The sequence below is a fragment of the Paracoccaceae bacterium Fryx2 genome (assembly GCA_032334235.1).
Lineage (GTDB): Bacteria > Pseudomonadota > Alphaproteobacteria > Rhodobacterales > Rhodobacteraceae > JAVSGI01.
In genome coordinates, this window is the sequence record JAVSGI010000003.1 from 146,142 (window position 1) to 171,375 (window position 25,234).

At 67.3% G+C, this 25,234-nt stretch carries 30 protein-coding genes and 2 tRNA genes; 7 read left to right on the forward strand and 25 right to left on the reverse strand.

The window, feature by feature from the left end; genetic code table 11:
- Nucleotide 1: 1 nt before the first annotated feature.
- The 5 genes from RNZ50_01580 to RNZ50_01600 form a co-directional block, all read right to left on the reverse strand.
- Nucleotides 2-1,294 (reverse strand): TRAP transporter large permease, encoded by a 1,293-nt coding sequence (locus RNZ50_01580; GenBank protein ID MDT8853743.1) that lies wholly within the window; start codon nucleotides 1,292-1,294, stop codon nucleotides 2-4.
- Nucleotides 1,291-1,782 carry a TRAP transporter small permease gene (locus tag RNZ50_01585; GenBank protein ID MDT8853744.1) on the reverse strand — a complete coding sequence of 164 codons (492 nt, stop codon included), beginning with the start codon at nucleotides 1,780-1,782 and terminating at the stop codon, nucleotides 1,291-1,293. The genes RNZ50_01580 and RNZ50_01585 overlap by 4 nt, the downstream gene beginning before the upstream one ends.
- Before the next feature lie 65 nt (nucleotides 1,783-1,847).
- Nucleotides 1,848-2,828, reverse strand: coding sequence for a C4-dicarboxylate TRAP transporter substrate-binding protein (locus RNZ50_01590; GenBank protein ID MDT8853745.1), 981 nt, complete (start codon nucleotides 2,826-2,828; stop codon nucleotides 1,848-1,850).
- 10 nt (nucleotides 2,829-2,838) lie between these two features.
- Nucleotides 2,839-4,056 carry an AGE family epimerase/isomerase gene (locus tag RNZ50_01595; protein ID MDT8853746.1) on the reverse strand — a complete coding sequence of 406 codons (1,218 nt, stop codon included), beginning with the start codon at nucleotides 4,054-4,056 and terminating at the stop codon, nucleotides 2,839-2,841.
- Entirely contained in the window at nucleotides 4,053-4,769 is a 717-nt protein-coding gene (locus RNZ50_01600; GenBank protein MDT8853747.1) for a GntR family transcriptional regulator, read from the reverse strand. Before RNZ50_01600 ends, RNZ50_01595 begins: the two co-directional genes overlap by 4 nt.
- A 101-nt stretch (nucleotides 4,770-4,870) precedes the next feature.
- Here RNZ50_01600 and uxuA point away from each other — a divergent pair, with 101 nt between their 5' ends.
- Both uxuA and RNZ50_01610 read left to right on the forward strand, forming a co-directional pair.
- Nucleotides 4,871-6,085: a mannonate dehydratase gene (uxuA, locus tag RNZ50_01605; protein ID MDT8853748.1), complete on the forward strand. Its 1,215-nt coding sequence runs from the start codon at nucleotides 4,871-4,873 to the stop codon at nucleotides 6,083-6,085.
- Nucleotides 6,082-7,545: a mannitol dehydrogenase family protein gene (locus RNZ50_01610; GenBank protein MDT8853749.1), complete on the forward strand. Its 1,464-nt coding sequence runs from the start codon at nucleotides 6,082-6,084 to the stop codon at nucleotides 7,543-7,545. Before uxuA ends, RNZ50_01610 begins: the two co-directional genes overlap by 4 nt.
- 344 nt (nucleotides 7,546-7,889) lie before the next feature.
- On the opposite strand, the gene istB is transcribed toward RNZ50_01610, so the two are convergent.
- On the reverse strand, nucleotides 7,890-8,705 hold the full coding sequence (gene istB, locus RNZ50_01615) for an IS21-like element helper ATPase IstB (protein MDT8853750.1): 816 nt from the start codon (nucleotides 8,703-8,705) through the stop codon (nucleotides 7,890-7,892).
- Entirely contained in the window at nucleotides 8,702-10,210 is a 1,509-nt protein-coding gene (gene istA / locus RNZ50_01620; GenBank protein ID MDT8853751.1) for an IS21 family transposase, read from the reverse strand. Before istA ends, istB begins: the two co-directional genes overlap by 4 nt.
- 263 nt (nucleotides 10,211-10,473) lie before the next feature.
- Here istA and RNZ50_01625 point away from each other — a divergent pair, with 263 nt between their 5' ends.
- Complete coding sequence (locus RNZ50_01625) at nucleotides 10,474-11,688, forward strand: IS256 family transposase (GenBank protein ID MDT8853752.1); 1,215 nt, start codon at nucleotides 10,474-10,476, stop codon at nucleotides 11,686-11,688.
- Between the two features lie 16 nt (nucleotides 11,689-11,704).
- The gene (locus RNZ50_01630; protein ID MDT8853753.1) at nucleotides 11,705-11,935 is read left to right on the forward strand and encodes a DUF1524 domain-containing protein; all 231 of its coding nucleotides are present in this window, start codon (nucleotides 11,705-11,707) and stop codon (nucleotides 11,933-11,935) included.
- A gap of 157 nt (nucleotides 11,936-12,092) precedes the next feature.
- Here RNZ50_01630 and RNZ50_01635 read toward each other — a convergent pair.
- From RNZ50_01635 to RNZ50_01700, 14 genes are all read right to left on the reverse strand, one after another.
- A tRNA-Phe gene (locus RNZ50_01635) sits at nucleotides 12,093-12,168 on the reverse strand.
- 99 nt (nucleotides 12,169-12,267) lie between these two features.
- On the reverse strand, nucleotides 12,268-12,435 hold the full coding sequence (yacG, locus tag RNZ50_01640) for a DNA gyrase inhibitor YacG (GenBank protein ID MDT8853754.1): 168 nt from the start codon (nucleotides 12,433-12,435) through the stop codon (nucleotides 12,268-12,270).
- The gene (locus RNZ50_01645) at nucleotides 12,432-13,478 is read right to left on the reverse strand and encodes a ribonuclease E/G (protein ID MDT8853755.1); all 1,047 of its coding nucleotides are present in this window, start codon (nucleotides 13,476-13,478) and stop codon (nucleotides 12,432-12,434) included. Before RNZ50_01645 ends, yacG begins: the two co-directional genes overlap by 4 nt.
- Complete coding sequence (locus RNZ50_01650; protein ID MDT8853756.1) at nucleotides 13,475-14,053, reverse strand: Maf family protein; 579 nt, start codon at nucleotides 14,051-14,053, stop codon at nucleotides 13,475-13,477. Before RNZ50_01650 ends, RNZ50_01645 begins: the two co-directional genes overlap by 4 nt.
- Nucleotides 14,054-14,096: 43 nt before the next feature.
- Nucleotides 14,097-14,315, reverse strand: a complete 219-nt coding sequence (gene infA / locus RNZ50_01655; protein MDT8853757.1) for a translation initiation factor IF-1 — start codon at nucleotides 14,313-14,315, stop codon at nucleotides 14,097-14,099.
- A 72-nt stretch (nucleotides 14,316-14,387) separates the two neighbouring features.
- Entirely contained in the window at nucleotides 14,388-15,281 is an 894-nt protein-coding gene (locus tag RNZ50_01660) for a carbon-nitrogen hydrolase family protein (protein MDT8853758.1), read from the reverse strand.
- A 10-nt stretch (nucleotides 15,282-15,291) separates the two neighbouring features.
- A complete protein-coding gene (locus tag RNZ50_01665; GenBank protein ID MDT8853759.1) occupies nucleotides 15,292-15,873 on the reverse strand; it encodes a GNAT family N-acetyltransferase in 582 nt (193 codons plus the stop codon).
- A complete protein-coding gene (locus RNZ50_01670; protein ID MDT8853760.1) occupies nucleotides 15,873-16,268 on the reverse strand; it encodes a ketosteroid isomerase-related protein in 396 nt (131 codons plus the stop codon). The genes RNZ50_01665 and RNZ50_01670 overlap by 1 nt, the downstream gene beginning before the upstream one ends.
- A complete protein-coding gene (locus RNZ50_01675; GenBank protein ID MDT8853761.1) occupies nucleotides 16,258-16,731 on the reverse strand; it encodes a low molecular weight phosphatase family protein in 474 nt (157 codons plus the stop codon). Before RNZ50_01675 ends, RNZ50_01670 begins: the two co-directional genes overlap by 11 nt.
- A gap of 2 nt (nucleotides 16,732-16,733) precedes the next feature.
- Nucleotides 16,734-17,213, reverse strand: coding sequence for a UPF0262 family protein (locus RNZ50_01680; GenBank protein MDT8853762.1), 480 nt, complete (start codon nucleotides 17,211-17,213; stop codon nucleotides 16,734-16,736).
- The gene (gene hisD / locus RNZ50_01685; protein ID MDT8853763.1) at nucleotides 17,210-18,520 is read right to left on the reverse strand and encodes a histidinol dehydrogenase; all 1,311 of its coding nucleotides are present in this window, start codon (nucleotides 18,518-18,520) and stop codon (nucleotides 17,210-17,212) included. Before hisD ends, RNZ50_01680 begins: the two co-directional genes overlap by 4 nt.
- Nucleotides 18,521-18,675: 155 nt before the next feature.
- Nucleotides 18,676-19,152, reverse strand: coding sequence for a DUF2948 family protein (locus tag RNZ50_01690; GenBank protein ID MDT8853764.1), 477 nt, complete (start codon nucleotides 19,150-19,152; stop codon nucleotides 18,676-18,678).
- Entirely contained in the window at nucleotides 19,152-20,420 is a 1,269-nt protein-coding gene (gene murA, locus RNZ50_01695) for a UDP-N-acetylglucosamine 1-carboxyvinyltransferase (protein ID MDT8853765.1), read from the reverse strand. The genes RNZ50_01690 and murA overlap by 1 nt, the downstream gene beginning before the upstream one ends.
- Before the next feature lie 7 nt (nucleotides 20,421-20,427).
- A complete protein-coding gene (locus RNZ50_01700; protein MDT8853766.1) occupies nucleotides 20,428-20,625 on the reverse strand; it encodes a hypothetical protein in 198 nt (65 codons plus the stop codon).
- Between the two features lie 111 nt (nucleotides 20,626-20,736).
- Between RNZ50_01700 and RNZ50_01705 the strand changes: the two genes are divergently transcribed.
- Nucleotides 20,737-20,811 (forward strand) — tRNA-Thr (locus RNZ50_01705).
- 213 nt (nucleotides 20,812-21,024) lie between these two features.
- On the opposite strand, the gene modC is transcribed toward RNZ50_01705, so the two are convergent.
- From modC to RNZ50_01725, 4 genes are all read right to left on the reverse strand, one after another.
- On the reverse strand, nucleotides 21,025-22,125 hold the full coding sequence (gene modC, locus RNZ50_01710; GenBank protein MDT8853767.1) for a molybdenum ABC transporter ATP-binding protein: 1,101 nt from the start codon (nucleotides 22,123-22,125) through the stop codon (nucleotides 21,025-21,027).
- The gene (gene modB / locus RNZ50_01715) at nucleotides 22,125-22,793 is read right to left on the reverse strand and encodes a molybdate ABC transporter permease subunit (GenBank protein ID MDT8853768.1); all 669 of its coding nucleotides are present in this window, start codon (nucleotides 22,791-22,793) and stop codon (nucleotides 22,125-22,127) included. The genes modC and modB overlap by 1 nt, the downstream gene beginning before the upstream one ends.
- A 3-nt stretch (nucleotides 22,794-22,796) precedes the next feature.
- The gene (gene modA / locus RNZ50_01720) at nucleotides 22,797-23,579 is read right to left on the reverse strand and encodes a molybdate ABC transporter substrate-binding protein (GenBank protein MDT8853769.1); all 783 of its coding nucleotides are present in this window, start codon (nucleotides 23,577-23,579) and stop codon (nucleotides 22,797-22,799) included.
- Between the two features lie 66 nt (nucleotides 23,580-23,645).
- Nucleotides 23,646-24,164 carry a LysR family transcriptional regulator gene (locus RNZ50_01725; protein MDT8853770.1) on the reverse strand — a complete coding sequence of 173 codons (519 nt, stop codon included), beginning with the start codon at nucleotides 24,162-24,164 and terminating at the stop codon, nucleotides 23,646-23,648.
- A 207-nt stretch (nucleotides 24,165-24,371) separates the two neighbouring features.
- Between RNZ50_01725 and RNZ50_01730 the strand changes: the two genes are divergently transcribed.
- Both RNZ50_01730 and arsD read left to right on the forward strand, forming a co-directional pair.
- Nucleotides 24,372-24,749 (forward strand): metalloregulator ArsR/SmtB family transcription factor, encoded by a 378-nt coding sequence (locus RNZ50_01730; GenBank protein ID MDT8853771.1) that lies wholly within the window; start codon nucleotides 24,372-24,374, stop codon nucleotides 24,747-24,749.
- On the forward strand, nucleotides 24,746-25,189 hold the full coding sequence (arsD, locus tag RNZ50_01735; GenBank protein MDT8853772.1) for an arsenite efflux transporter metallochaperone ArsD: 444 nt from the start codon (nucleotides 24,746-24,748) through the stop codon (nucleotides 25,187-25,189). The genes RNZ50_01730 and arsD overlap by 4 nt, the downstream gene beginning before the upstream one ends.
- Nucleotides 25,190-25,234 lie beyond the last annotated feature (45 nt).

Genomic DNA, 25,234 nt, shown 5'->3' on the forward strand with positions numbered 1-25,234 from the left:
GTCAGCTTCCCATCATCAGGTTCGGCAGGAAAAGCACGACTTCGGGAAACACGATCATGATCACCACCACGGCCAGAACGGCGATCGCCAGCGGGATCATTTCTTTCGTATAGTCCTGGTAGGAGCAGTTCAGGATCGAGCAGACGGTGAACATCGAGACACCCACCGGCGGCGTCATGCCGCCAAAGGTGACAAGCGTCATCATGATCAGGCCGAAATGCACCGGGTCCACGCCCGCAGCCGTGATGACAGGCACGAGGATCGGGGTCAGCAGCATCACGATCACCGTGGCCTCAACCAGCATACCGAACACCAGCAGGAAGGCCGCGATGGTGAACAGCAGCGCGACCTTGGAGGAGAACAGGCCCAGCGTCAGCTCGGCCAGCGTCTGGGGCACCCGTTCAAAGGTGATGACATAGCCGAATGCGCCCGACAGCAGGATGATGAACATGATCATGCCGATGTCGCGCACCGAAAACAGCAGCGCATCGACGATCGCCTTGAACGACAGCTCGCGGTAGATCACCACGCCGACGATCAGGGCATAGGCCACCGCGAAGGCGCCGGCCTCGGACGGGGTGAAGATGCCGAAGCGGATGCCGACGATCAGCCACACCGGGAACAGGATCGCCCAGAAGCTGGTCTTCACCGCAGCACCGACCTCGCGCAGGGTGGGCGGGCGGTCGTTGACCGGCTTGTAGTCGCGCTTTCTGGCGATCCAGGCGGTGGCGATCATCAGGGCGATGGTCAGGAAGACCCCCGGCATGATGCCAGCGATGAACAGCCGGCCGATCGAGACCTCGCCGAGAAATCCGTAAAGGATCAGCCCGAGGCTCGGCGGGATGGTTGCGGTGATCAGGCCACCGACCGAAAGCAGGGCTGCGGTGAAGCCCCTTGAATAGCCTTCCTTGATCATCGGGCCGCCAAGGATGCGCGACTGCATCGCGGCATCGGCCACGGCAGAGCCCGAAATGCCGCCCATCAGCGCCGACAGCAGCAGGCTGATCTGGGCCAGCCCGCCCCGCATCCAGCCCGCCACGGTTGACGCAAGCACCATCATCCGCGGCGTGATGCCCGATCCGTTCATCAGGTGGCCGACGAGGATGAACAGCGGCACCGCCAGCAGCGGGAAGGACTGGCTGGCCGCGACGATGCGCTGCACGGCCGTGGAATCGGGCATGAAGGTCGAGGGCAGCAGGAAATAGACGATGCTCGCCACGCCGATGGCGAAAGCGACCGGCATCCCGATGGCCATGAAGCCGAACGCCAGGCACAGAAGCAGGAAAGAGATCACAGCAGTTGCTCCCGGCCGCGGGCTTCGGGCTCGATCGCGAACAGCAGGCCATGGCCGATGATGCGGCGGACCAGCGAGATGACCATCAGCGCACAGCCGACCGGGAAGGCCAGCGTGACCCAGCCGTAGGACAGCCCCGACGCGCCCATCTCGCGTGCCCAGTTCGACATGGCCAGTTGCCAGCCAAGCCAGCCGCAATAGCCAAGAAAGCCCAGGATGCACAGCACGCAGACCAGATGCAGCACACGGCGCAGTTTGGGCGGCAGCGCATCGGGCAAGGCCGAGATGCGGATATGCTCGCCGCGCTTCATCACCAGATCCGCACCGATCATGCAGGTCCAGATCAGCAGAAGCTGCGCGATCTCGGGGCCAATGGCGACAGGATGCCCGACAGACCGGCCTATGGCACCTGCAAGAACCGCCGTCACGGTTCCGACCAGAAACACCACCGCCGCCACCTCTTCAAGGCGGTCAAACAGTCTCCACATGGCATCCTCCCCAACCCCGGCGTTCTGGAAAAAGGGCGCGGCAAGTGTGCCGCGCCCGTTCGAGATCAGTTCCTGGCTGCGTCGATGAATGGCTGCAGCGCGGCCCGCGCCTCTTCAAGACCCAGTTCGGCATAGACGCCGGCCGTCAGGGCCATGAAGTCGGCGGGGTTCACTTCGTTCACCACCATCCCGCCGGCCTTCATTTCGGCCAGCACTTCCTCGCCCTTGGCGACGGTTGCCGCCGAGGCGTCGTCGCCGGCCTTGGCAAGCTCCTCGGTGACGATGGCCTGCTGCTCGGGCGTCAGGGTCTTGAACCATGTCTCCGAGGTGGTCAGCCCGGTCACCAGCTGCACATGGTTGGTGAAGGCAAGGTTGCCGGTCACTTCATGCAGCTTGATGCCGTAGGCGCCGGTCAGCTGGGCTTCGGCCCCGTCGATGGCACCCAGTTGCAAGGCGGAATAGACCTCGGACCACGGCATCGGCACGGCCGAGGCGCCCATGGCGTTCACGGTCGCCATCCAGCCGGGCGCGTCGATGGTGCGCACGCGAACGCCGCCAAGGTCTGCGGGGCTCGAAACCGGGGTCTTGGTGAACATCTGCCGGGTGCCCTGGAACCAGTTGTAGTTCAGCAGGCGCAGCCCCGAGGTGGCAGCCAGATCCTCGACCCAGGCCTTGTAGGGCTCGGATGCGGTGATGGCGGCATACTGGGTCCAGTCTTCCACCAGATAGGGGGCCGACAGGATGCCAAGTTCCTTCTTGAAGGGCGCAAGGCGGCCGGCATCGACCAGCACCGCGATGGCAGCGCCGTTGCGGATCTGTTCCAGAACGTCATTGTCCGACCCGAGCTGCGACGACGGATAGACCGTCACGTCAATCTCGCCGTTGGTGCGTTCCTCGATCCGGGTCGCGGCCTCTTCCATGGCGATGGCCAGCGGATCGGTCGCGTTCTGCGAGGTGGACAGGGCGAACTTGACCTCGGCCAGCGCACCCGTGGCGGTCGAGGCAAGCAGGGCACCGGCAAGGCCGATCATCTTGAGTTTCAACATGGTTCTCCTCCTATTGAGTCTTCTGGGGCCGGGGGATGCCCGGCCATAGTCCGGCACGCGCGCCTTCCGTCAGCGCGAGCGCAAGGTGGTAAAGCAATCGGGTCAGGGCCTCGGACCAGAGGCTGACCCCGTTCTTGTCCAGCCGGTTCACGAAGGCGGGGCGCCCCGCGAACCAGCTTTCGAACATCAGGCAAAGCAGCGCGCGCGCCCTGCCCCCGGCGGTCGCATCGCCCGCTGTGTGACGGACGGCGAAAGCCTTGATGGCCTCGGTCTGGGGCCACAGAAGGAAGCTTTCCTCCATCACCCCGCCCGATGCCGCCACCGCATCATATGCCGCGCCCTGCAGCGGGCCTGCGGGAGCGAAACCATGCGTGTCGGCAAAGCGCGCCAGCCGTGCGGCCACGCTGCGCAGCGCCGGGTCGCCACCAAGGTCGGCTTCGCGCCACAGAAGCCAGGCCCATTCGCATTGGTGGCCGGGTTCGCGCCGCAGCCCGGCCGTGCCCGGCAAGGGACGCAAGTCGGGCGCAAGGAACTCGGCGATGCTGCCGGTTTCCGCGTCGAGGAAATGCCGCAAGGCGAGCGCGCGCAGCCCTGCGGCGCGTTCCAGCCATCTGGCTTCGCCTGACATCTCATGGGCCTGAAGGCAGGCTTCATAAAGGTGCATGTGCGGGTTCTGCGCGCGGGGCGGCGCGCCGGGCCCCGCGGGATCGGCAATGCCGTCATCCTCCAGCAGCAAGCCGGTCGCAGGATCGGTCAGCGTGGTGCAGAGGGTGGCCCAGCAGGCCTCGATCTCGGCCTGCGTGTCGGCAGAGGGCGCCAGGCGACCCCATGTCGCCAGCGCCAGAAGCACAAAGCTGTGGTCATAGCTGCGCGAAACGTCGTCGGCCACAAGGCCGGTGGGGCTGCCATCGCGGTGGACCGCGCGGCAGTAAAGGCCGGGGGCCTTGCGGAAACGCGGAAGGAACGCGGCCTGCCGCTGCGCTGCGGCCGTCAGCGTCGGGTCGCCCGACAGAAGCGCAAGGTGCGAAAGGATGAAAAGTGTGCGGCTTTGGGTCAGCAGCGTCTTGTCTGCCGTGGCGGCCGGTCGGCCCGCGTGATCGAGCGCGTCGAACACGCCGCCTTCGGCATCCTGCACCTGCGCAAGCCAGTCCGGCAGGAAATCCGTCCAGAACCACACCGCCCAGCCTTCCGCACCGGATGCAGAGCCGTGATCCCGAGCCGCCGTCACGCCCGGTCCCCGATCGCTGTCGACCGCTCGAAGCAATGCGGCTGCGCTTTCACGATGCCGGGCAGATCTATCAGGATCTCGCGCAGATGCAGGCGGATCGCCGCGTCTGCCCGGTCCGGGTCATGCGCGCGGATCGCTTCCACCACTTCGGAATGCTGGTCGATCAACCGCCCGCGCGAGACCTGCCGGGCGCTGATGTGACGCACGCGGTTCATGTGGATCTTCAGCTGCTCCAGATGGTCGGCAACGGCCGCCTGACCGGCCAGTTCGGCAAGCAGGCGGTGAAAGTCCTCGTCCAGCTTCATGAAATCCTCGCCGGTTGCGCTGATGCCCAGCGACCTCTGCTGAGCCAGGCTTTCGTCGAGGGCGGCGATGGCAGGGGCACCCGCAGTCTCTGCAACCCGGCGGGCAATGTCTGCCTCGACCGCCTCGCGGATGAAACGCGCGGTCAGCACGGCAGGCACCGAGATGAGGCTGACGAAGGTGCCCCGCTGCGGGCGAACCTCGACCAACCCCTCCTCCGCAAGCTTGATGAAGGCCTCGCGCACGGGTTGGCGCGAAACGGAATAGGCGCCTGCAATCTCGGTCTCCGAAATGCGGGCGCCGGGGGCGATGTGGCCGTGAATGATCCTGTCACGCAGCAGACGGTGCAGTTGCGGCCCCACGGCCGTGCGCTGCTCCAGAAGCTGAACCTGAGCCAGATTTTCGATCATTGCCGTCCTCCCTGCCAAATCCTTACAGTCAAACTTCCATACTAGTCAACAATTATGAGTCGTGCTAAACGGGGATGAGATGAAAGTGGAGGAGACGGCCCATGCGGCAGACTTGGCGTTGGTTCGGGCCGAAGGATCTGTGTTCCGTCGATGACATGCGGCAGGCGGGGGTGGAGGGCGTGGTCTCTGCCCTGCATCACGTGCCGATGGGCACGGTCTGGACGCCGGAAGAAATCGCCCGCCGTCAGGCCGAAATCGGCCGGATGAAGGATGGCACGCCGTCGCGGCTGGCCTGGGAGGTGGTGGAAAGCCTGCCGGTGTCGGAGGACATCAAGAAGCAGAAGGGCGACTGGCGCGCGCATCTCGAGAACTGGAAAGTCTCGATGCGCCACCTGCGCGAAGCCGGGATCGAGGTGATCTGCTACAACTTCATGCCCGTGCTGGACTGGACGCGCACCGATCTGGCCTGGCGGCTGCCGACCGGCGGGACGTGCATGAGGTTTGACCTGATCGACTTCGCGGCCTTCGACATCCACATCCTCGCCCGCCCCGGCGCGGCCGGGGATTTCACGCCCGAAGTGGTCGCAGAAGCAGCCCGCCGCCACACCGAGATGCCCGAGGCGCGGAAGGAGGCACTTGCCAGGAACGTGGTCTTCGGCCTGCCCGGTGCCGCAGAGAGCTTCAGCCTTGAGGACGTGCGCCGCCATCTGGCCGAATACGCAGGCACGACCGCAGAACAGTTGCGCCGCCATCTGGTCGATTTTCTGGCCGAGGTCGCGCCGCTGGCGCAGGAACTGGGGATGCGGCTGTGCTGCCACCCGGACGATCCGCCGTTTTCGCTGCTGGGCCTGCCCCGCGTGATGTCGACCGAGGCCGATTACCGGGCCGTGATGCAGGCCGTGGACATTCCGGCGAACGGGATCACGCTTTGCTCCGGCTCGCTGGGCGCCCGCCCCGACAACGATCTGCCCGGCATGATGGACCGGCTGGGCGACCGCGTGCACTTCCTGCATCTGCGCAACGTGCGGCGCGAAAGCGCCGGGGTCAAAGGCAGCTTCCACGAGGCCGAGCATCTGGGCGGCGGCACCGACATGGTCGCGCTGATCGCGGCGGCCCTGCGCGAGGAACGCCGCCGCAAGGCATCCGGCCGCACCGATGTCTCGATTCCGTTCCGTCCCGACCATGGGCAGGACATCCTTGACGACCTCGGGCGGCAGGCGCAGCCGGGTTATCCCTCGATCGGACGGCTCAAGGGGCTGGCCGAACTGCGCGGCATCTTGACGGCGCTGGATCATCCGGTGGAGGGGCTGCGATGACCAGGCTTTCCTCGCTTGAGGCGATCACCGGCCCGGCGGTGCGGCCCGGATACGATCCGGCGGCGCATGGCCGGGGGATCGTCCATCTCGGAATCGGGACCTTCCACCGCGCCCATCAGGCCGCCATCACCGATGCCGCGCTGGCAGCGGCGGGCGGCGACTGGCGCATCACCGGGGTCAGCCTTCGCTCCACCGATGTCGCCGAGGCGATGAACCCGCAGAACGGGCTCTACACGCTGATCGAGCGCGGGGCCGAGGGCACGTCGGCCCGGGTCATCGCCGCGATCCGCGACGTGATTGCAGCCGACCCTGCCGCGACGCTGGCCGCCATGGCCGATCCATCGGTGCGGATCGTCACCCTGACCGTGACCGAGAAGGGCTACGGCATCGACCGGGCCACCCGCGTGCCGGACCAGTCGCATCCGGCCGTCGCGGCCGACCTTGCCGCGCCCGAGGCGCCGGGCGGCGTGCTGGGCCTGATCGTTGCCGCGCTGCGGCTGCGGCGTGCGGCCGGGGTCGCTCCCTTCACGGTGCTGTCTTGCGACAACCTGCCGGAAAACGGTGCCCTGCTGCGCGATGGCGTCAGGGGTTTCGCACGTCTGGTCGATCCCGCACTGGCCGACTGGATCGCGGCCGAGGTGGCGTTTCCCTCGTCGATGGTGGACAGGATCACGCCCGCCGCCACCGCCGAGACGCTGGCAGAGGCCGAACGCCAGACCGGCTGCACCGACCTTGCCGCGGTCGAGACCGAACCCTACTGCCAGTGGGTGATCGAGGATCACTTCCCGCAGGGCCGCCCGGCATGGGAAGCGGGCGGCGCGATCTTCGTGACCGACGTGGCCCCCTATGAGCGGCTGAAGCTCACCATGCTCAACGGTAGCCATTCGATGCTGGCCTATGCGGGCTTTCTGTCGGGCCACCGCCATGTCCGGGACGTGATGGCGGACCCGGTGTTGCCCATTCTGGTTGCGCGCCACCTTCGCGCGGCGGCTGCGGTGATGCCCCCCCTCGCCGGAATTGACCCAGCCGCCTATGCCGACGCGCTGGAACAGCGCTTCCGCAATCCCGCCATCGCGCACGAGACCTACCAGATCGCGATGGACGGCACGCAAAAGCTGCCGCAGCGGATTTTCCAGCCCGCCTCTGCCGCGCTGCGACAGGGCCTGTCCCTGCAGCCCTTCGCCTTCGCCACCGCCGCCTGGATGCGCTACACCCTGGGCGAAACCGACGATGGCCAGACCCATGCCCTGCGCGACCCGCGCGAGGACGAAATCCGCATGGCCCTCGCCCCGGTGCCGCGGGATGCGGGGAAGATCGTCGATGCTCTCTCCGGTCTGCCCGGGCTGATACCCGATGACCTTCGCGATGCCGCCGCTTGGCGCGTGGCCGTGGTCGCCAGTCTGGACCGGATGCTGGTGCTGGGCGTGGCCGCCGCGCTGCTGCAGGAGGCGCAGGGATAGGCGTATCCACACCGGCGGCCACGGGGTCGGGCAAGGATGGGCCAAGGCTGCGACATGCCCTGGCCAGAAGACCTGCACCACCGCCTGACGGTCATCGGCCTGCGTCGGCATTCCTGCCGCAACCGGGCGAGAAGCCGATGGTGGCGGCGCGATCGGAAATCTGTCCGGTTTGCACGGGTGGATCTCTGCATTCACCGCACCTATATTCCCCTCAGACGGTCATTCGGCGCCTTTAGGTGGTGTCGCGGGAGTGGTTGTAGCGCGTCAACCAGCATGTCCGTGACCGTCAACCACGTTGGCCGGTTTTAGGCCGCTGGGTTGGCGTATCTGGAATTGTTTTTCGCTCAGCCTTCTCCTTTGTCCTTGTTGTCGGCGATGGTTGTCGTTGGCGGTCTGCTCAGCGCCTCTTTGTTGGAGGCGGCCGCGCGCTGGCGGAAGCTTTCGGCATTCATCTCCAGGATCGCTGCGTGATGAACCAGCCGGTCGATGGCGGCGACGGTCATCGCCTTGTCCGGGAAGATCTGGTCCCAGCCGCTGAAGGGCTGGTTGGCGGCGATGGCGATGCTGCGGTATTCGTAGCGCCGGGCGATCAGCTCGAAGAGCACGCCTGTCTCGGCCTGATCCTTGTGGGCGTAGGTGATGTCGTCGAGGATGATCAGGTCGAACTTGTCGAGCTTGGCGAGCGCGGCTTCGAGCACCAGATCGCGGCGGGCGGCCTGAAGTCGCTGCACCAGATCGCTGGTGCGGGTATAGAACACGCGGTGTCCCCGCTCGATCAGGGCATGGCCTATCGCGCAGAGAATGTGCGTTTTGCCCGTGCCGGAATTGCCGATGGCGATCAGGTTGCCGCCACCCTCCAGCCAGTCGCCGGCCGCCAAGGCCTCGATCCGGGCGCGCGGCAGGGTTGGCAGCGCCTTGAAGTCGAAGGTCGCCAGCGTCTTGCCAGCCGGTAGCTGTGCCTCGTTCATGTGGCGCTGAATGCGGCGCATGTCGCGCTCGGCCAGTTCGTATTCCGCGAGGACAGCCAGAAAGCGGGCAGCGGGCCAGCCTTCGGTGTCGGCACGGGTGGCGATGTCGGCCCAAAGCTTGTGGAAGCTGGGCAGGCGCAGCGCGGTCAGCATGCCTGGCAGCGTGTGGATGTCGATCTCGCGGGAGGTCATGCGCAGGCTCCCAGAAGGGCATCGAAGCTGTCGAGCGAGGGATGGGCGACGGCAACATCTCTCGGCAGCGCCGTTTGCCGCGGGTTCAGGCAGGATGCCAGAGGTCCGGGATCGGGCACCCGGCCCGCGTCCAATTCTGCTGCCAGCAGATGCGCCAGCTCCGCCTCGCAGGCCTGGTCGTGGGCGATGAACAGCAGGTCGACCATGCGGCGGCAGGCGTCGCGGCGGGGCAGATCGCGCTGCAGCACCTGCCAGGCTGCAGCGTATTCGGTCCGCGGGAACAGGCTGTCGCGGTAGATCGAACTCCACAGGGCTTGCGGTTTGCGCCGCAGGGCATGGATGACGTGATGGTAGTTGATGACATGCACGCGATGGCCGTCGCCGCGACCACGCGCCCTTGTATGGCTGACGACCAGGGTGCTGCCGAGAAAGGCCTCAAGGCGATCGTCGTAAAGGTGGACCCGCAAGCGCTGCCCGATCAGCTGCGACGGGGCGCTGTAGAAGATGCTCTTGACCAGAAAGCCGCTGGTGCGGGTGACGGGCACCACGATCTCGGTGAAGTCGGTGGTGCGCCGGCGCGGCAGGGGCTTCAGATGCGCCCGTTCCACCTGCGTGGCCGCCGCCCGCTGCCGGTTGCGCCGTGCCACCAGAATGTCGATGAAGCGGCGGTAGTCCTCGATGCTGGCGAAGTCGCGGCTGCCGCGCAGGATCAGCGCCTGTTCGATGGCCTTCTTCAGGTGCCGGTTCTGGGATTCCACCGCGCCGTTCTCATGAGCTTCCCCGCGGTTGTTGCGACTGGCCTCCATGCCGTAATGGCCGACGAAGGCATTGTAGCGCGTGGTGATATCCTGGCGCTGGTCAGCCGTCAGGTTGCGGAAAGCGGCCGAGAGGCTGTCGGTGCGATGCTCCTGTGGTGCCCCGCCGAGCGACCAGAGCGCCTGCTGCAGGTTCTCGGCCAGGGCCGTGAAGCTCTCCCCGCCCAGGACCACCCCGACATGCTCCCACCGGCTGTAGACCATGACGAAGTGGTAGAGCAGATGCGGGAATAGCTGGCCCGCGATCGTCACCTCCAGCTCCTCGGCATGAGTGAAGTCGGACTGGGCCATGCGGCCCGGCTCCGGCGTCTGGCGGAAGATGATGTCGCGCTCGGGTCCGTTCAGCGCCCGCCACTGCCGCACCCGCCGTTCCAGGGTGCGCCGGATGCGGTCATCGGGGAAGGCCAGCGGATGCAGGCCCTGAAGGTGGCGCAGCAGGGTGACGGCCTGCAAGGCGCTGTCCCTCTCCAGCAAGGGAAGGATGTCGCCCTCCCAAAAGCCTTCGAGGGGATCGGCCACCGTGCGCCCGTGAACGATCTTGCGGTTCGAGGGCAGCGTCGGGTTGGCATCGAACCGTCGGGCCGTGCGCTCGCTGAACCCGGCGCGGGCGGCCGACGTGCGCTGACTGTGATATCGGAGGTCGGACATGTATAATCTCAATTGCTGGTCGTTGATGGGTTTGTAGGCCAACCCGGATCCTCCGTTTGACGGCAGAGGAACCCGGCTTACCAACCCGCAGCGACCAGCACCTTCCCCGAAATCAATCAGGCCGGTGGGGCTGCCCTCCAGACGGGCATGCCCGTCTTCCGTTCAGCCCCACCGGCCAAGGTGGTTGTCGGCACCGGCCAAGATGGTTGTCGCTGAACAAGTGGTGGAAATTTGAAGGCGGCGTAATCTCCGGGTGAACTGAAACCCACCCAGTCGGCGGCGCCAACCGCCAGGGAGATCACGCCATGAACGACATTTCCGACAGCTCGGCCTTTTCGCTACTGCCCGACACGACCGGGTATGACCCGATCGAGGAGCGCCTGCGGGCAAGCGTCCGCGCGACCATCGAGACCATGTTTGAAGAGGAACTGGCCGAGTTTCTCGGCCGCATGCGCTACGGTCGCGGCGACGAGAAGGCGAAGGGCTATCGCCACGGGCACCGCGAGCGGCAGCTGACCGGCACCTTCGGCACCGAAACGGTGCGCGTGCCCCGCGCCCGGGTCGAGGACGAGGACGGCAAGGCTAAGGAATGGCGCTCGAAGGCGCTGCCGCGCTACCAGCGGCTGACGAAGAAGGCCGAGGCGCTGATCGCGGCGGTCTATCTTGCCGGGACCAACACCCGGCGCGTCAAGCGGGCGCTGTTCGGGCTGTTCGAGGGCGCCGTCAGCAAGGATGTGGTCAGCCGTGCCTGGCGCAAGGTGAAGGTGGATTGGGATGCCTGGTCGGCCCGCAGCCTGGCCGACGAGGACATCGTCCGGCTGATCCTCGACGGCACCGTGATCCGGACCCGGCTGGACCGCAAGGCCACCAACATCTCGGTGCTGGCGGCGATCGGCATCCGCCGCGACGGGCAGAAGGTATTGTTATCCATCAAGAACATGGGCGGAGAGAGCACATCTGCCTGGCGCCAGTTCCTCGACGACCTTGATGCCCGCGGTCTGAAGCGGCCCGAATTCGTCATCGTCGATGGCGCTCCCGGGCTTGAAGCCGCTCTGGTCGCGCTCTGGGGCGAGGCTCTGCCGATCCGGCGCTGCACGGTCCACAAGCACCGAAACCTGCTGGCGCACGCGCCCAGGCACCTGCACGACGAGCTGACCGAGGACTACCGCGACATGATCTGCGCCGACACCGCCGCCGGGATCGAGACCCGCCGCAAGGCATTCCTGCGCAAGTGCAAGGCCGTTACCGACAGCCTTGAAGAAGCAGGGGACCGGCTCTTCAGCTTCACCCGCCTCGATCCCTCGCAATGGAAGTCGGCCCGGACCACCAACGCCATCGAACGGCTGAACGAGGAGTTCCGTCGCCGGATCAAGACCCAGACCGTGCAGCCCTGCGCCGAGACCGTGCCGATGCTGCTCTGGGCGCTGCTGGCTTCCGGCCAGATCCAGATGCGCAAGGTCGACGGCTGGGAGACGCTTTCCCAGCCCCTCGACCCGATACCTCTTGACGCAGCCGCCTGAGAAACCGAACCTTCACATGCCCGGACCACACCGCCAGGGAATTTCCACAGCATTCGCGACACGACCCATTTCATCTGGCAATAAGGGTTTCTCAGAGAAAAAGGCCAAATTCGCGGAGCACACCGGGCTGTTTCTGAACAAGTGGTTTTCTGAACGACCCCAGTGGACCGAATTGGAAATCCTCGAGCGCGGCGAACGGCTCGCAGACTTGGCTGTTGCCCGCTGGGCTGGCCTAGAGGCCATCTAACGCGGGTTCGGAGCCTTTGACGTAGTGAAAGCACCCTTAGGACGGAATCTCCGCTCCGGGCATTGGGCTGCTACCCAAATGATACCCACAGCACCATTCACGCAGCGAGACCTGTCGCACTGACACAAAAAAAATCTTGTAGCTTCAAGGATTTAAGTGGTGCCCAGAGACGGAATTGAACCGCCGACACGCGGATTTTCAATCCGCTGCTCTACCAACTGAGCTATCTGGGCACTCTGACGAACGGCGCTGCCGGTCGGGTGTGGCGGTATTAAGCGAGGGCGCGGGGGCTGTCCAGTGGGTTCCGGCAAAAAAATGCGGGACGGGGCGGGTTACTGTTGCGGGGGGGCGTCGGGGGCGGGGGGCGGGTCGTCGGGGTCTTCGGCCGGGATCACGTAGCGCCCGGTCAGCCAGCGCCCGAGGTCCACGTCGGCACAGCGGCGCGAGCAGAAGGGGCGGTACTTCGGGTCGGAGGTGCGGGCGCAGATCGGGCAGCTCATGGCGATGTCAGCGCCTCGGTCAGGGCCATGCGGTCTCGCTTGCGCACCAGTTCATAAAGCCCGAGCGGCGTCCAGCCCGCCAGACTGGTTTCCGCCGATTCGCCGCGGAAGGCGGCGCGCAACACCTGTTCCAGCGTGGCGCGGTCTTTCTTCGGCATCGGCGCGAAATCGACCACCACCTGGCCGCCGAGGCCCCGAAGCCGCAACTGGCGCGGCAGGTCGCGGGCGGCGGCGACATTGGCCTTCATGCCGGCCGCGGGCGAGGTGTCGGGGCCGGTGTTCACATCCACCGCGACCAGCGCGCGGGTCGGCTCGATCATCATGTGGCCGCCGCCGGGCAGCGGCACCTGCGGCGTCAGCAGCAGGTCCACCATCTCGGCCACGCCCTGCGCGGCGAAGGCCCCTGCCCCGTCGGCCACCTCGTCGGGCGCCGGGTCGGACCAGTCGCGCCAGGCGATTTCCTGTGCGCCGGGGCCATCGACCAGCAGTTCCGGCCCGCCGTCGAGGTCGGCCAGCACCGCCTCGGCCAGATCGCGCATGGCGCGGATGTCGTCGGCAATCTCCTCCGCATCGGCAAGCGCACAGGCCGACCGCAGGATCAGCCCCAGATCCTCGGCCGCGCCCGCCATGCCCTCGGCCGCCAGCGCGTCAAGCTCGTCGCGCAGATCCTCGTCATGGATGCGGCGCGAGATGTTGCGGCCGGGCGCGCCGGGCGTGATGATGGCGAGGCGGCTCTTGAACAGCAGGCGGGTGGTCACCGGCACGGCCTTGCCGGGTTCGGGCGTGCCCGTCACCTGCACCAGCACGCGCTGGCCGGGGGCAAGGCCCGAGGCCTGGCGCAGGAAGCCGCTGCCTTCGGGCAGCTTGACGAACACACCGCCCTGGCCCTTCATCTGCCGGTCGATCACCACGCGGTAGATCGCCCCCGGCACCGGCGCATCGCCATCGGGGTCGATCAGGAAATCCTCAAGCTGGCCATCGACGATCAGCGCGGCGGCGGGGCGGCCCTTCATTGTATCGAGTGCAACGACGCGGCCCTTCATGCGGCCCTCCGGTAAAGCGGGTATCCGGCGGATGCCAGAAGGGTGGCGGTTTCGGCGACGGGCAGGCCCACGACGCCGGTGAAAGAGCCGGAAATCCACGGGATGAAAGCCCCGGCCAGGCCTTGGATGGCATATCCTCCGGCCTTGCCCTGCCATTCGCCGCTTTGCAGATAGGCGTTCAGCTCGATGTCGGACAGGCGCTTCATCTTGACCGTGGTCACGACCTCGCGCGTCCAGACCTTCTCGCCCCGCCGCACGGCCACAGCCGTGATCACGTCATGCCGCCGCCCGCCCAGTGCCACCAGAAAGGCCGCGGCCTGCCCGGCATCGGCGGGCTTGCCGAGGATGCGACGACCCAGCGCCACCGTGGTGTCGGCACAGAGCACGATGTCGTCAGGCCCGGCCTCCACCGCCAGCACCTTTTCGCGGGCGATGCGCGCGCAATAGGGGCGCGGCAGTTCGGCGCGGCGCGGGTCTTCGTCAATATGGGGGGGAAGCACGGCGTCGGGCACCACGCCCAACTGCGCCAGCAAGTCCAGCCTGCGTGGGCTGGCGGAACCGAGGATCAGCCGCATGGCAGCGACCGGCGCAAACCGGCCCGGGATGACCGCGATGCGATCACTTGAAGCGATAGTTGATGCGGCCTTTCGACAGGTCGTAGGGGGTCATTTCCACCTGCACCTTGTCGCCTGCCAGAACGCGGATGCGGTTCTTGCGCATCTTGCCTGCCATCGTCGCGATCAGTTCATGGCCATTGTCCAGCTCGACCTTGAATGTCGCGTTCGGCAGGAGTTCCTTCACGACACCGGGGAATTCGAGCGTATCTTCCTTGGCCATGGTCTCTCCAATAAGGTATGGCCCGCGTCCAGCGCAGGCACGGGGCGTAGATGCGCCCGGTTTCGCCGTTTTTCAAGCGAAAAATGCAGGCCCCGCCCGGGTCACGTCGAATGCCCGCCCGTCGTCCTGCTCCGGCCAGTGCGCGAGGTTCAGAACCCCGCCGTCGGCGCGCACCTCGGCAATTGCCGTGCGGCTGATCTCGGCCAGCACCCAGCCCGGGGCGTTGATCGCGCCTTCCGCCAGAATTCCGGTATCGGCCCAGCCCCGGTCGGGCGGGCCGTAGATCGAGGCCGCGCCGACATTGCCATCCACCGGCGGGCAGAAGGCGCAGTCACCGACCGTGGGCGCATGGACAACGACGCACTGGTTCTCCAGCGCCCGCGCCATGCAGCCGACCCGGACGCGGCTGAACCCGGCCATCCCGTCGGTGCAGGAAGGCGCCAACAGAATCTCGGCCCCCGCCTCGGCCAGACGGCGCGCCAGCAGCGGAAACTCGCTGTCATAGCAGATCACCACGCCGATCCGGCCCAGCGCGGTGTCGAACAGGGTCAGCCCCTGCCCCGGCACCACATCCCAGGTTTCGCGCTCGAACCGGGTCATGATCAGCTTGTCCTGATGCCCGACGATGCCGCCGGGGGCAAAGAGCGTGGCACGGTTCACCGGCCGCGCGCCCGTGAACACCGGACCCGAGGCGCCAAGGATATGCACGCCATGCGCCCGCGCCAGCGCCAGATGCAGCGCATCCGACGCCGGGCGGTGCGAGGCCACCTCGCGCAGCGCCGGTTCCAGATCGGCAGCCACGGCGGCGCCGCCAAGGCTTGCCAGTTCCATCGCGCCGTATTCGGGGAACACCAGCAGGTCGGCCCCCTGCCCCGCCGCATCGGCGACCCAGGCGGAAAGCTTGGCCTCGTATCCGGCCCAGTCGTCGAACCAGTCCAGCGGATAGGCGGCGGCGGCAATCTTCATCGCAGGCTCCTTACAGGCTGCGCATCCAGAATTGCAGCGGCTTGCGGCTGTCGCACGTATCGCCCACGTCGCGCCAGCCGAAATCGGCCACCACGCCGGGCAGCGGCCGGTATCCGCGCTTGCGCCAGAAGGCCTCGTGGCTGCGCGCACCCGCCGGGCGCGCCGGATGATCGTCGGGCCGGATCACCGAACAGAAGGCGGCATGGGGCCGCCCCAGCGACCGGGCATGGGCCTCGCGCGCGTCGAAGAAGCGGTGCCCGAGCCCCTGTCCGCGATAGGCCGGAAGCAGCACCGATTCGGCGCAATAGAAGATGTCGCTCAGCGCCAGGCCGGTATGGGCAAAGGCGGCGGCGAAGTCGTTCGCGTGGTCTTCCATCGGGGTGCCGGTCGCGGCCCCCACCAGCGTGTCACCGTCGAAAGCCCCCACCAGCAGCGCGCCGGGGCTGGCGCGATACCACCCAAGGTAGCTGCGCTCATACTCCATCGAGCCTTCGTAGAGGTAGGGCCAGTCGCGGAATATCGTGATGCGCAGCCGCGCCACATCGTCCAGCGCCGCATCCAGATCGGCCCCGGACAGGCTGCGCAGCGTGATCACGAAATCTGCCGCAGCCAGTCGGCCAGGTTGTAGAAGGTCGTCACCCGCGAAATCCGGCCGTCGCGCAGGTCGAAGAACGCCCCCGCTGGCAGGATGTAACTCTGGCCCCGCGCCTCCGGCAGCCCCGGGTCGGTTTGCAGATAGGCGCCATGCACCACGAATTCCGCCGCCCCGCGCGTGGCGTCGTCGTTCACGAACACCACCAGATCGTGCAGCTGCTCGCGGTAACTGACGCCCATGTGGCCGCAGAATTCGGCAAACAGCGCGTTGCCGCGCCGGATGCCGCCTTCGTTGACCCGGTGTTCCACATCGTCGGTCACGCAGGCCAGCATGGCCGCGCCATCGCCTGCGTTGAACGCCGCATAATAGCGCTCGATCACGTCACGTCCCATGCTGTTCTCCTTGCAGCGGCGGGCCGAAGCGCGCCAGCATCCTGTCCCGTATCTGGTCGCGCGCCTTGCGATAGGCGGCCAGCTTGGCCTCGCGCCCCTCGCCGATGGCGGTGGGGTCGAGGATCGGCCAGTATTCCACGTCGAGATGAAACAGCCGTGTCAGATCCAGCGCCTGACGCTGGCTGGCGGGCGACAGCGCAATGATCAGGTCGTAGCCCGTCAGGTCGTCGCCAAGTTCCTGCATCTCGTCGAAGCTGCGCGACTGGTGGCGCGACAGCTCGATTCCCAGCTCCTTGCAGACGGCGATGGAAAAGCCGTCGATCTCCATGCCGTTGGTCACGCCCGCCGACTGGACATAGACCTTCTGGCCGTAGAGCCGCTTCATCAGGCCCTCGGCCATGGGGGAACGCACCGCGTTGTGGTCGCAGCAGAACAGCACCGACTGGGGCAAACGGTCCGTCACCCCTACCCCCAGTGCAGCACGCAGATCAGCGTGAACAGCCGCCGTGCCGTGTCGATGTCGACATCGGCCTTGCCGTCCAGCCGTTCCTGCAACACGCGCGCGCCCTCGTTGTGGATGCCGCGCCGCGCCATGTCGATCGCCTCGATCTGGCTGGGCGGCAGGCGCTTGACCGCCTCGAAGTAGCTTTCGCAGATCTGGTAGTAGTCTTTCACAACCTGCCGGAAGGGGCCGAGCGACAGGTGGAACTCGCCCACCTTTTCCGTGCCCTCCGTCGCGATGTCGAACACCAGCCGCCCCTCGCGGATCGCCAGCCCCAGCCGGTAGGGGCCGGGCGGGATGGCGCGGTCGTCGCGCAGCGGCATGGCGAAGCTGTTTTCCTCCAGCAGGTCGAAGATCGCGACCTTGCGTTCCTGCTCGATCTCGGGCGTGGGCGCGGCCAGACCGCGCTCGTCGATCTCGATGTGGCAGATGCGGTTGCTCATCCCTGCCCCCCGTTCAGCCGGTCAAGCCGGGCGCGCACCGAAAGCCCGTGCGCCTGCAACCCTTCCGAAACCGCCAGCCGTTCCGCCGCAGGCCCGATGGCGGCCAGCGCCGCCGGGGTCATGCGCGCGATCGTGGTTCGCTTGAGAAAATCCATCACCGACAACCCGCTTGAAAACCGCGCCGACCGCGCCGTTGGCAGCACATGGTTCGGCCCGCCCACATAATCGCCAATCGCCTCCGGCGTCCATGCCCCCAGAAAGATCGCCCCGGCATGGGTGATCTTTTCCGCCAGCGCCTCGGGGTCGGCAACGCAAAGCTCCAGATGTTCGGGGGCGACGCGGTTCGACAGCGCCGCCGCCTCGTCCAGATCGCGCACCACGATCACCGCGCCGAAGTCGCGCCACGAGGCCGCGGCAATCGCCCGCCGCTCCAGCGTTTGCAGCCGCAGGTCCACCGCCGCGGCCACCGCCTGCCCGAAGGCGGCATCGTCGGTGACCAGGATCGACTGGGCGCTTTCGTCATGCTCGGCCTGGCTCAGCAGGTCGAGCGCGATCCAGTCCGGGTCGTTGTCGCGGTCGGCGATCACCAGAATCTCGGAGGGCCCGGCAATCATGTCGATGCCCACCTTGCCGAACACCCGCCGCTTGGCGGCCGCGACATAGGCATTGCCCGGCCCGGTGATCTTGTCGACCGCCGTGATGGTTTCGGTGCCATAGGCCAGCGCCGCAATCGCCTGCGCCCCGCCGATGCGATAGACCGTGTCGACCCCGGAAATCTGCGCGGCCAGCAGCACCAGCGGGTTGACCGCGCCGCCCGGCGTCGGGCAGGCGATCACCAGCCGTTCCACCCCCGCCACCCGTGCCGGAATGGCGTTCATCAGGACCGACGACGGATAGGAGGCGAGCCCCCCCGGCACATAGAGCCCCGCCGCCGAGACCGGCCCCCAGCGCCAGCCGAGCGAGGCGCCCGCCGCATCCTCCCACCGCTGGTCTTCCGGCATCTGGCGCGCGTGATAGGCGCGGATGCGCTCGGCCGCCAGTTCCAGCGCCGCGCGGTCCTCGGGCGACACCTTTGCCACCTCGGCCGCGATTTCGGCAGCCGAGAAGGCGAGGGTCGCGGGCGTCAGGGTCAGCCGGTCGAAGCGCGCGGTCAGCTCGATGACGGCCTGATCGCCGCGCGCCCGCACGTCGGCAATGATCGCGGCCACCGCGTCATCGACATCGGGCGCATCCTCGCGCTTCATGCCCAGCAGGGCGGCAAAGGCGGCCGGGAAGCCGACGTCGGCGCTGTTCAGAAATCGGGGCATGGCGGATACTCCTTTGCGCCTCCCATAGCGCGCCCGGGCCCGCGCCTCAAGCGCCGCACCGCCGCAAGGGCGCGCACCGGTCCGGCGCCGGATGGCCGCCCGCTTTTCCCGCACCCGCAGCCATCGCCCCGATTTTTCTACGAAAAATCCCGCGTTCAGCCGTCATGCCCGGGCGCGCGGTGCGAGGGCGCAAGGTAGGGCCGCGTCACGTCCTTCAGCGTCACGTCCAGCGCCTCGACCTCCAGCGCGAGGGCGCCGTCGCCTGCCAGTACCAGCACCACCCGCCCGGCCCCCTCTGCCCCCGGCTCGAACCGGATCGCCAGCAGCGACAGCACAAGGTCGCGCTCCCCGCGCGAGATGCACTGGGTGCGCACCGCCAGCACGGCTTCAAAGGCCAGCACCGCCTGCACCCGTTCATAGCCGCGCCCGGCCCGGTCGGCCGCCGCTCGGTCTTCCCAGCGGAAACGGTTGACCAGCAGCGCAAAGCGCCGCCGATTGCGGTCAAAGCGCATCTCGGTGACGGGAAACACCGCGTCCTGCACCAGCGTCGAGATCACCTCCAGGTCGGCGGCATCCATCGCCCCCAGATAGAGCGGCTTTTCGGCGCCGTCCTCAAACCTTGCGTCCGCCATCAGACCGTCACCCGCTCGATGTGCGCGCCGCAGGCGCGCAGCTTTTCCTCGACCCGCTCATACCCCCGGTCCAGATGATAGACCCGGCTGACCACGGTTTCGCCCTCGGCGGCCAGGCCCGCAAGGATCAGCGACACGCTGGCCCGCAGGTCGGTCGCCATCACCGGCGCGCCGCGCAGCTTGTCCACCCCGGTCACCGTCGCGGTGCCGCCATGCACGTCGATCTTCGCCCCCATGCGGATCAGTTCCGGCGCGTGCATGAAGCGGTTCTCGAAGATCCGTTCTTCCAGCACCGAAACCCCGTCGGCGGTGCACAGAAGCGCCATCATCTGCGCCTGCAGGTCGGTCGGGAAGCCGGGGAAGGGTTCGGTCACCACATCCACCGCCCGGATGCGGCCGTTCTTGCGGCTGACCTTCAGCCCGCGGTCTGTTTCCGTCACCGACACGCCCGCGGCATCCAGCTTTTCGCAGAACGCCCCGACCAGTTCGATCCGCCCGCCCAGACACTCGACCTCGCCGCCGCAGATCACCGGGGCCAGCATGTAGGTGCCAAGCTCGATCCGGTCGGTCACCACCGGATGGGTGGCGCCGTTCAGCCGGTCCACCCCCTGGATGGTGATGGTCGAGGTGCCCTCGCCTTCCACCTGCGCGCCCATCCGGCGCAGGCAGCGCGCCAGATCGACGATCTCGGGTTCGCGCGCCGCGTTCTGCAGCACGGTCGTGCCCTTGGCCAGCGTGGCCGCCAGCAGCGCGTTCTCTGTCGCCCCGACCGAGACGAAGGGAAACGCCACCACCGCGCCGCGCAGCCGCCCGCCGGGGGCGCGGGCATGGATGTAGCCCTCGCGCAGATCGAGTTCCGCCCCCATCGCCTCCAGCGCCTTCAGGTGCAGGTCCACCGGCCGCGCCCCGATGGCACAGCCGCCGGGCAGCGAGACGATGGCATGTCCGTCACGCGCCAGCATCGGACCCAGCACCAGAATCGACGCCCGCATCTTGCGCACTATGTCGTAGTCGGCCGTGTGGTTGGTGATGGCATGGCTCGACATGGCCAGCACCTGACCGCCCTGCAGGCTGGCGACCTCGGCGCCCAGCGACTGCAGAAGCTGCGTCATCGTGCGGATGTCCGACAGCCGGGGCGCGTTCGTCAGCGTCAGCGGCTCCTCGCTCAGCAGCGTGGCGGGCATCAGTGTCAGGCAGGCATTCTTTGCCCCGGCGATCGGAATCACCCCATTCAGCGCGCCACCGCCCCGCACTACGATCGAATCCATCTGCGCCTCAGTCTTTCTTGTTGCCGTCGGACCCGGTTTCGCCTGCGGCCCGCGCCTTCGCCTGTGCCTTGCGCCGGGCCATGTTGACCTTCAGCGCCGCCTTCAGCCGATCCGCGCGCGCCCGCCCCCCGGCCGCCTTGCCGGGCGCCGGCCCGTCGTCGTGCGCGTCGGGGAGGGAGGACGGGTCTTCGGGAGTTTCACTCATGCCCCCTCTGTAGCGCAGCCGCGAAAAAGCGTCCAGATTGCGCTTGCACGCCGCAGAGATTGCGTCTAATCAGCCGCCACGCCCGGTGAAACCCACCGCAAGGGCATCGGCGCTGTGGTAGCTCAGTGGTAGAGCACACCCTTGGTAAGGGTGAGGTCGAGAGTTCAATCCTCTCTCACAGCACCATAAACATCAATAAAGACAGACAGCTGGGCAGACGGGTCGAGAAGCAGGCGCGGTTGCCCCGGGCGCGACTTCGCCGCAACCTGTGTTGCACGAAGCGGTGCGGATTATGACCGCGACTGGCGCATTTTCGGGGCACCCTGCCCGCTCGGGCCGCCAGCACTGCCGAACACCGGCCCGCCCGTGAGGGCCGGGCGGCGGTGCGCTGGCAAGGGATCAGCCGCCGACGGCGTCCTGCTGTGCAGCCAAAGCGATGTGGTCGCGTGCCACCGACATGGCTTTGAGGATGGCATGGACCGCGTCACCGGGGGCAAGGTTCATCTCTGCCGCCGCGCGGCGGGTGATGCGGGCGATGATCTCGGTTTCGCCCATCGCCAGATGCACCATGACGGCGGGGCCGTCGCCCTGCTGAAGCGCCGTCACGCGCGCGGGCAGGATGTTCTGCGCCGAAAGCCCGACGGGCCGGTCGCGCGACAGGATGACCTCATGCGCCATGATCCGCACCCGCAGCCGGGTGCCGGGGGGGCCCTGCACGCCGGGCAGGAAGATCGGGCCGGCGGCGGTGTCGAGCCGGGTCAGGCCGTCGTCCTCGGGCCCCGCGATCACGGCGGGCAGCAGGGCCGCCACCTCGCGGATGCCCATGGCGCGCAGGGCCTCGGGGTCGGCCATCACCTGCGCCGTGGTGCCTTCCCGCAGGCTGTGGCCCCGGTCGATCACCAGCATCCGGTCGGCCAGCAGCTGCGCCTCGTTCATGTCATGGGTGACCAGCACCACCGGCATGGCCAGGTGCGACCGAAGGCCGATGACCTCGGCATGGAGCTTTTCGCGGGTGGCACGGTCCACCGCCGAAAAGGGCTCGTCCAGCAGCAGCACGTCGGGCTTGCGGGCCAGCGCGCGGGCCAGCGCCACGCGCTGCTGCTGCCCGCCCGACAGCTGCGCAGGCTTGCGATCTGCCAGCCCGTGCAGATTGACCAGATCGAGGATGCGCGCCGCCTCGGCCCGGTCGGGGGCGGCCATCGCAGCCAGCACGTTCTGCGCCGCCGTCATGTGCGGGAACAGCGCATAACTCTGGAACACGATGCCGACATGGCGGCGGTGCGGTGCGATATCCAGCCCCTTGGCGGTGTCGAGCCACGACTGCCCCCCGACCGACACGCGTGCGCAAGCGGGCGTCCAGAGCCCCGCAATCGTGCGCAGCAGCGTCGATTTGCCGGACCCGGAATGACCGACCAGCGCCAGCAGTTCCCCCGGCTCCACCCGGAATGACACGTTCAGCGGAATGGGCGCCTCGGCCCGTGCCATCACCTCCAGCGCCATCAGGACAGCCTTCGCCCGACGCGGGCCGACAGCCAGAAGGTCAGCGTGATGGTGACCAGAGAAATCGCCAGCAGCGTGGCCGACATCAGCGCCGCCCCGGCCATGTCGAAGCCCTGCACCTTGTCATAGATCGAGATCGCGATGGTCTTGGTCTGGCCGGGAATCGACCCGCCCACCATCAGCACGATGCCGAACTCGCCCAGCGTATGCGCAAAGGTCAGCACCATCGCCGTCATCAGGCCCGGCCAGGCCAGCGGCAGTTCCACCTTCCACAGCGACCGCAGGGGCGACATGCCGCAGCAGGCCGCCGCCTCGCGCACCTGCACCGGGATCGCCTCGAATCCCCGCTGCGCGGGCTGGATGGCAAAGGGCAGGTTGAAGATCACCGAAGCAACCAGCAGCCCCTCGAAGGTAAAGACCAGCTGGTGCCCGAACATCGACTGCCATGCCTGCCCGATGGGCGAACGCGCGCCAAAGCTGACCAGCAGGTAAAAGCCGAACACCGTGGGCGGCAGCACGAGCGGCAGCATCACCAGCGCCTCGACAAACCCCTTCCCGGCAAAGCTGCGATAGGCCAGGAAGCGGCCGGCAAGGACCGCGACCGGCAGCAGGATCAGAACGGTCCAGCCTGCCAGGCGCAGCGAAAGAAACAGCGATGTCCAGTCCAATTCTCACTCACCCGGCAGAACGAAGCCGTATTTCTTCATGATCTCGCGCGCGGCGGGGGCGTTGACGAAGGTGTAGAATTCTTCCGCGACCGGCCCGGCGCTTTTCAGCAGCACCATGCGCTGGTTCAGCGGCTGATGCCAGTCTGCCGGGATCAGTTCGTAGGTGCCCAGTTTCGACACGTCCGCCGCCAGGGCCAGCGAATAGGCGATGATGCCGCCCTGCGCATCGCCCGAGGTGGCGAATTGCGCGGCCTGGCTGACATTCTCGCCCAGCACCAGCCGGGGCTGCACCGCCTCCCAGATGCCCTTGTGCTGCAAAGCCTCCATCGCGCGCACGCCGTATGGGGCATGGTCGGGGTTTGCGATGGCGAAGTGCGTGATCCTGCCCGCCTCCAGCGCGGCCTTCAGGCTTTCCAGCGTGCCATCCGCCGTCAGCGGCGAGCCGTGCGGGACCATCATCACGATGCGACCCTGCCCATAAAGGGCGCCCTCGTCGCGGGTAAGGCCTTCTGCCGCCAGCGCGGCCACATAGGTTTCGTCAGCGGCCATATACATCTGGAACGGCGCGCCCTCGCGGATCTGCGTGGCAAAGTTGCCGGTCGATCCGAAGGTCACCTCAACCCTATTGCCGGTCTCGGCCTCGAACGCCGCCGCAATCTCGGTGACGGCGAACTTCAGGTCGGCCGCTGCGGCGATGACGGGCGCTTTGGCCTGGGCAAGGACGGTCTGGCCCGGCAGCAGGGCCAGCAGCGCGCTGGCGAGGACAAGGGCGCGGCGGTCGATCATCGAGGGGCTCTCCGGCTGATATGGTCAGCCGGAAATATCCCCTTGGGCGCCGCCCTGAGTCAACCGTTATTTTCCACCGGGAATATCCCGCATCAGGGCCTGCATTTCCGCCAATGGCCCGGCGCCGGCCGTGGCTGCCTGCGCCTCGAATGCACGGAAAAGCGCCAGAACCTGCTGCCCCGTCCCGGTCAGCACCGCGCCGCCGCCACCCGGCCCGCCCCGCGTGCTTTCGACCACCGGCGCGCGGAACATGGCGTTCAGCGTCTCGATCAGCATCCAGGCCCGCTTGTAGCTCATCCCCATCTCGCGCCCCGCGGCGGCGATGGACCCGGTGCGCGCGATCCGCTCAAGGAGTTCGGCCTTGCCCGGCCCCATCATCTCAGCTTCGCTGAAATGGATGCGGATACGCAGACGCGGACCGGGAGGGCGTTCGGTTTCCAAAGTCATATCGGCAGGTATTGCGGGAAACCGTCCTGCCTGCAAGTCCTCAACTCCCGACGGTGTTCCGGCCGCTGTGGCGTGGCGGAAACCACAGCAGGCCAACACACCGGCCAGTTCGACAACCGACTGGAACACGATCACCACCCCGGCCCCCTCGGCCAGGAATGTCGTGAAGCGATCACCGCGCAGTCGCCCGGCCCGGCGGGCGGGAGGTTTGGTTCCATGGCGGCGAGACGGCACCAGACCACACGGCACCTCGACGAAGATAGCCGTTTCATCAACCGATTTCCCTTGCATCGTCGCCGGACGATCAATATCTATCGGCAATCAACGATACACGGAGCGATCAAGATGCTCGACCAGACCGCCGTGCCGCTGCCCCCCTCGTTCGAGGCGGAGTCGATCGTGTCGCTTGCCAAGGCGCTGGCACATCCGGCGCGCGTCAGGATCATCGCGTTCCTACTGTCAAAACCCGGCTGCATCGGCGGGGACATCGTGGGCGAGGTCGGCCTCGCACAATCGACCGTTTCGGAACACCTGCGCATCCTCAAGGCTTCGGGTATCGTGACGGGCACGATTAACTATCCCCGGATCTGCTATTCGCTCGATCCCTCGGCCCTGACGCCGATGCGGGCGCTGATCGAAGCCATCGCCACGCGGCCGACCGAAGGCGGGGCCGCCTGTTGCTACACCCCCGAGGGCTGCATTCCAAAGGAGACCACCAGATGACCAACCTTGCTGTCTATGACCCGCCCATGTGCTGTTCGACCGGCATCTGCGGCGCACAGGTCGATCAGCGACTTGTCGATCTCGCCGCCGATCTGGACTGGCTGCGGTCGAAGGGCGTAGCCGTGCGGCGCATCAACCTGAGCCAGGAACCCGCCGAATTCGCCGCGAACGCCGCCATCCGCGACCTGATGCAGGCTTCCGAAGGAGACGACCTTCCGGCAATCCTGGTCGACGGCGCGCTGGTGTCGAAAGCGCGGTATCCGTCGCGTGCGGAACTGGCTGGCTGGGTCGGGCTCCCGGCGCCTGAACCGGGCATCGGCGGCATGGATGCATCAACATGCTGTGGCGCGGCACAGGACAAGCCTGCCGCGGCCACAGGCTGCTGCGGTGGTGGCGCGAAATCCGGGCCGGAAACGCAAGGGGCTGGCAACTGCTGCTGACGCAGCCCCGCGCCTGACCGCACCGGCCCGATCAGATGCGCCTGA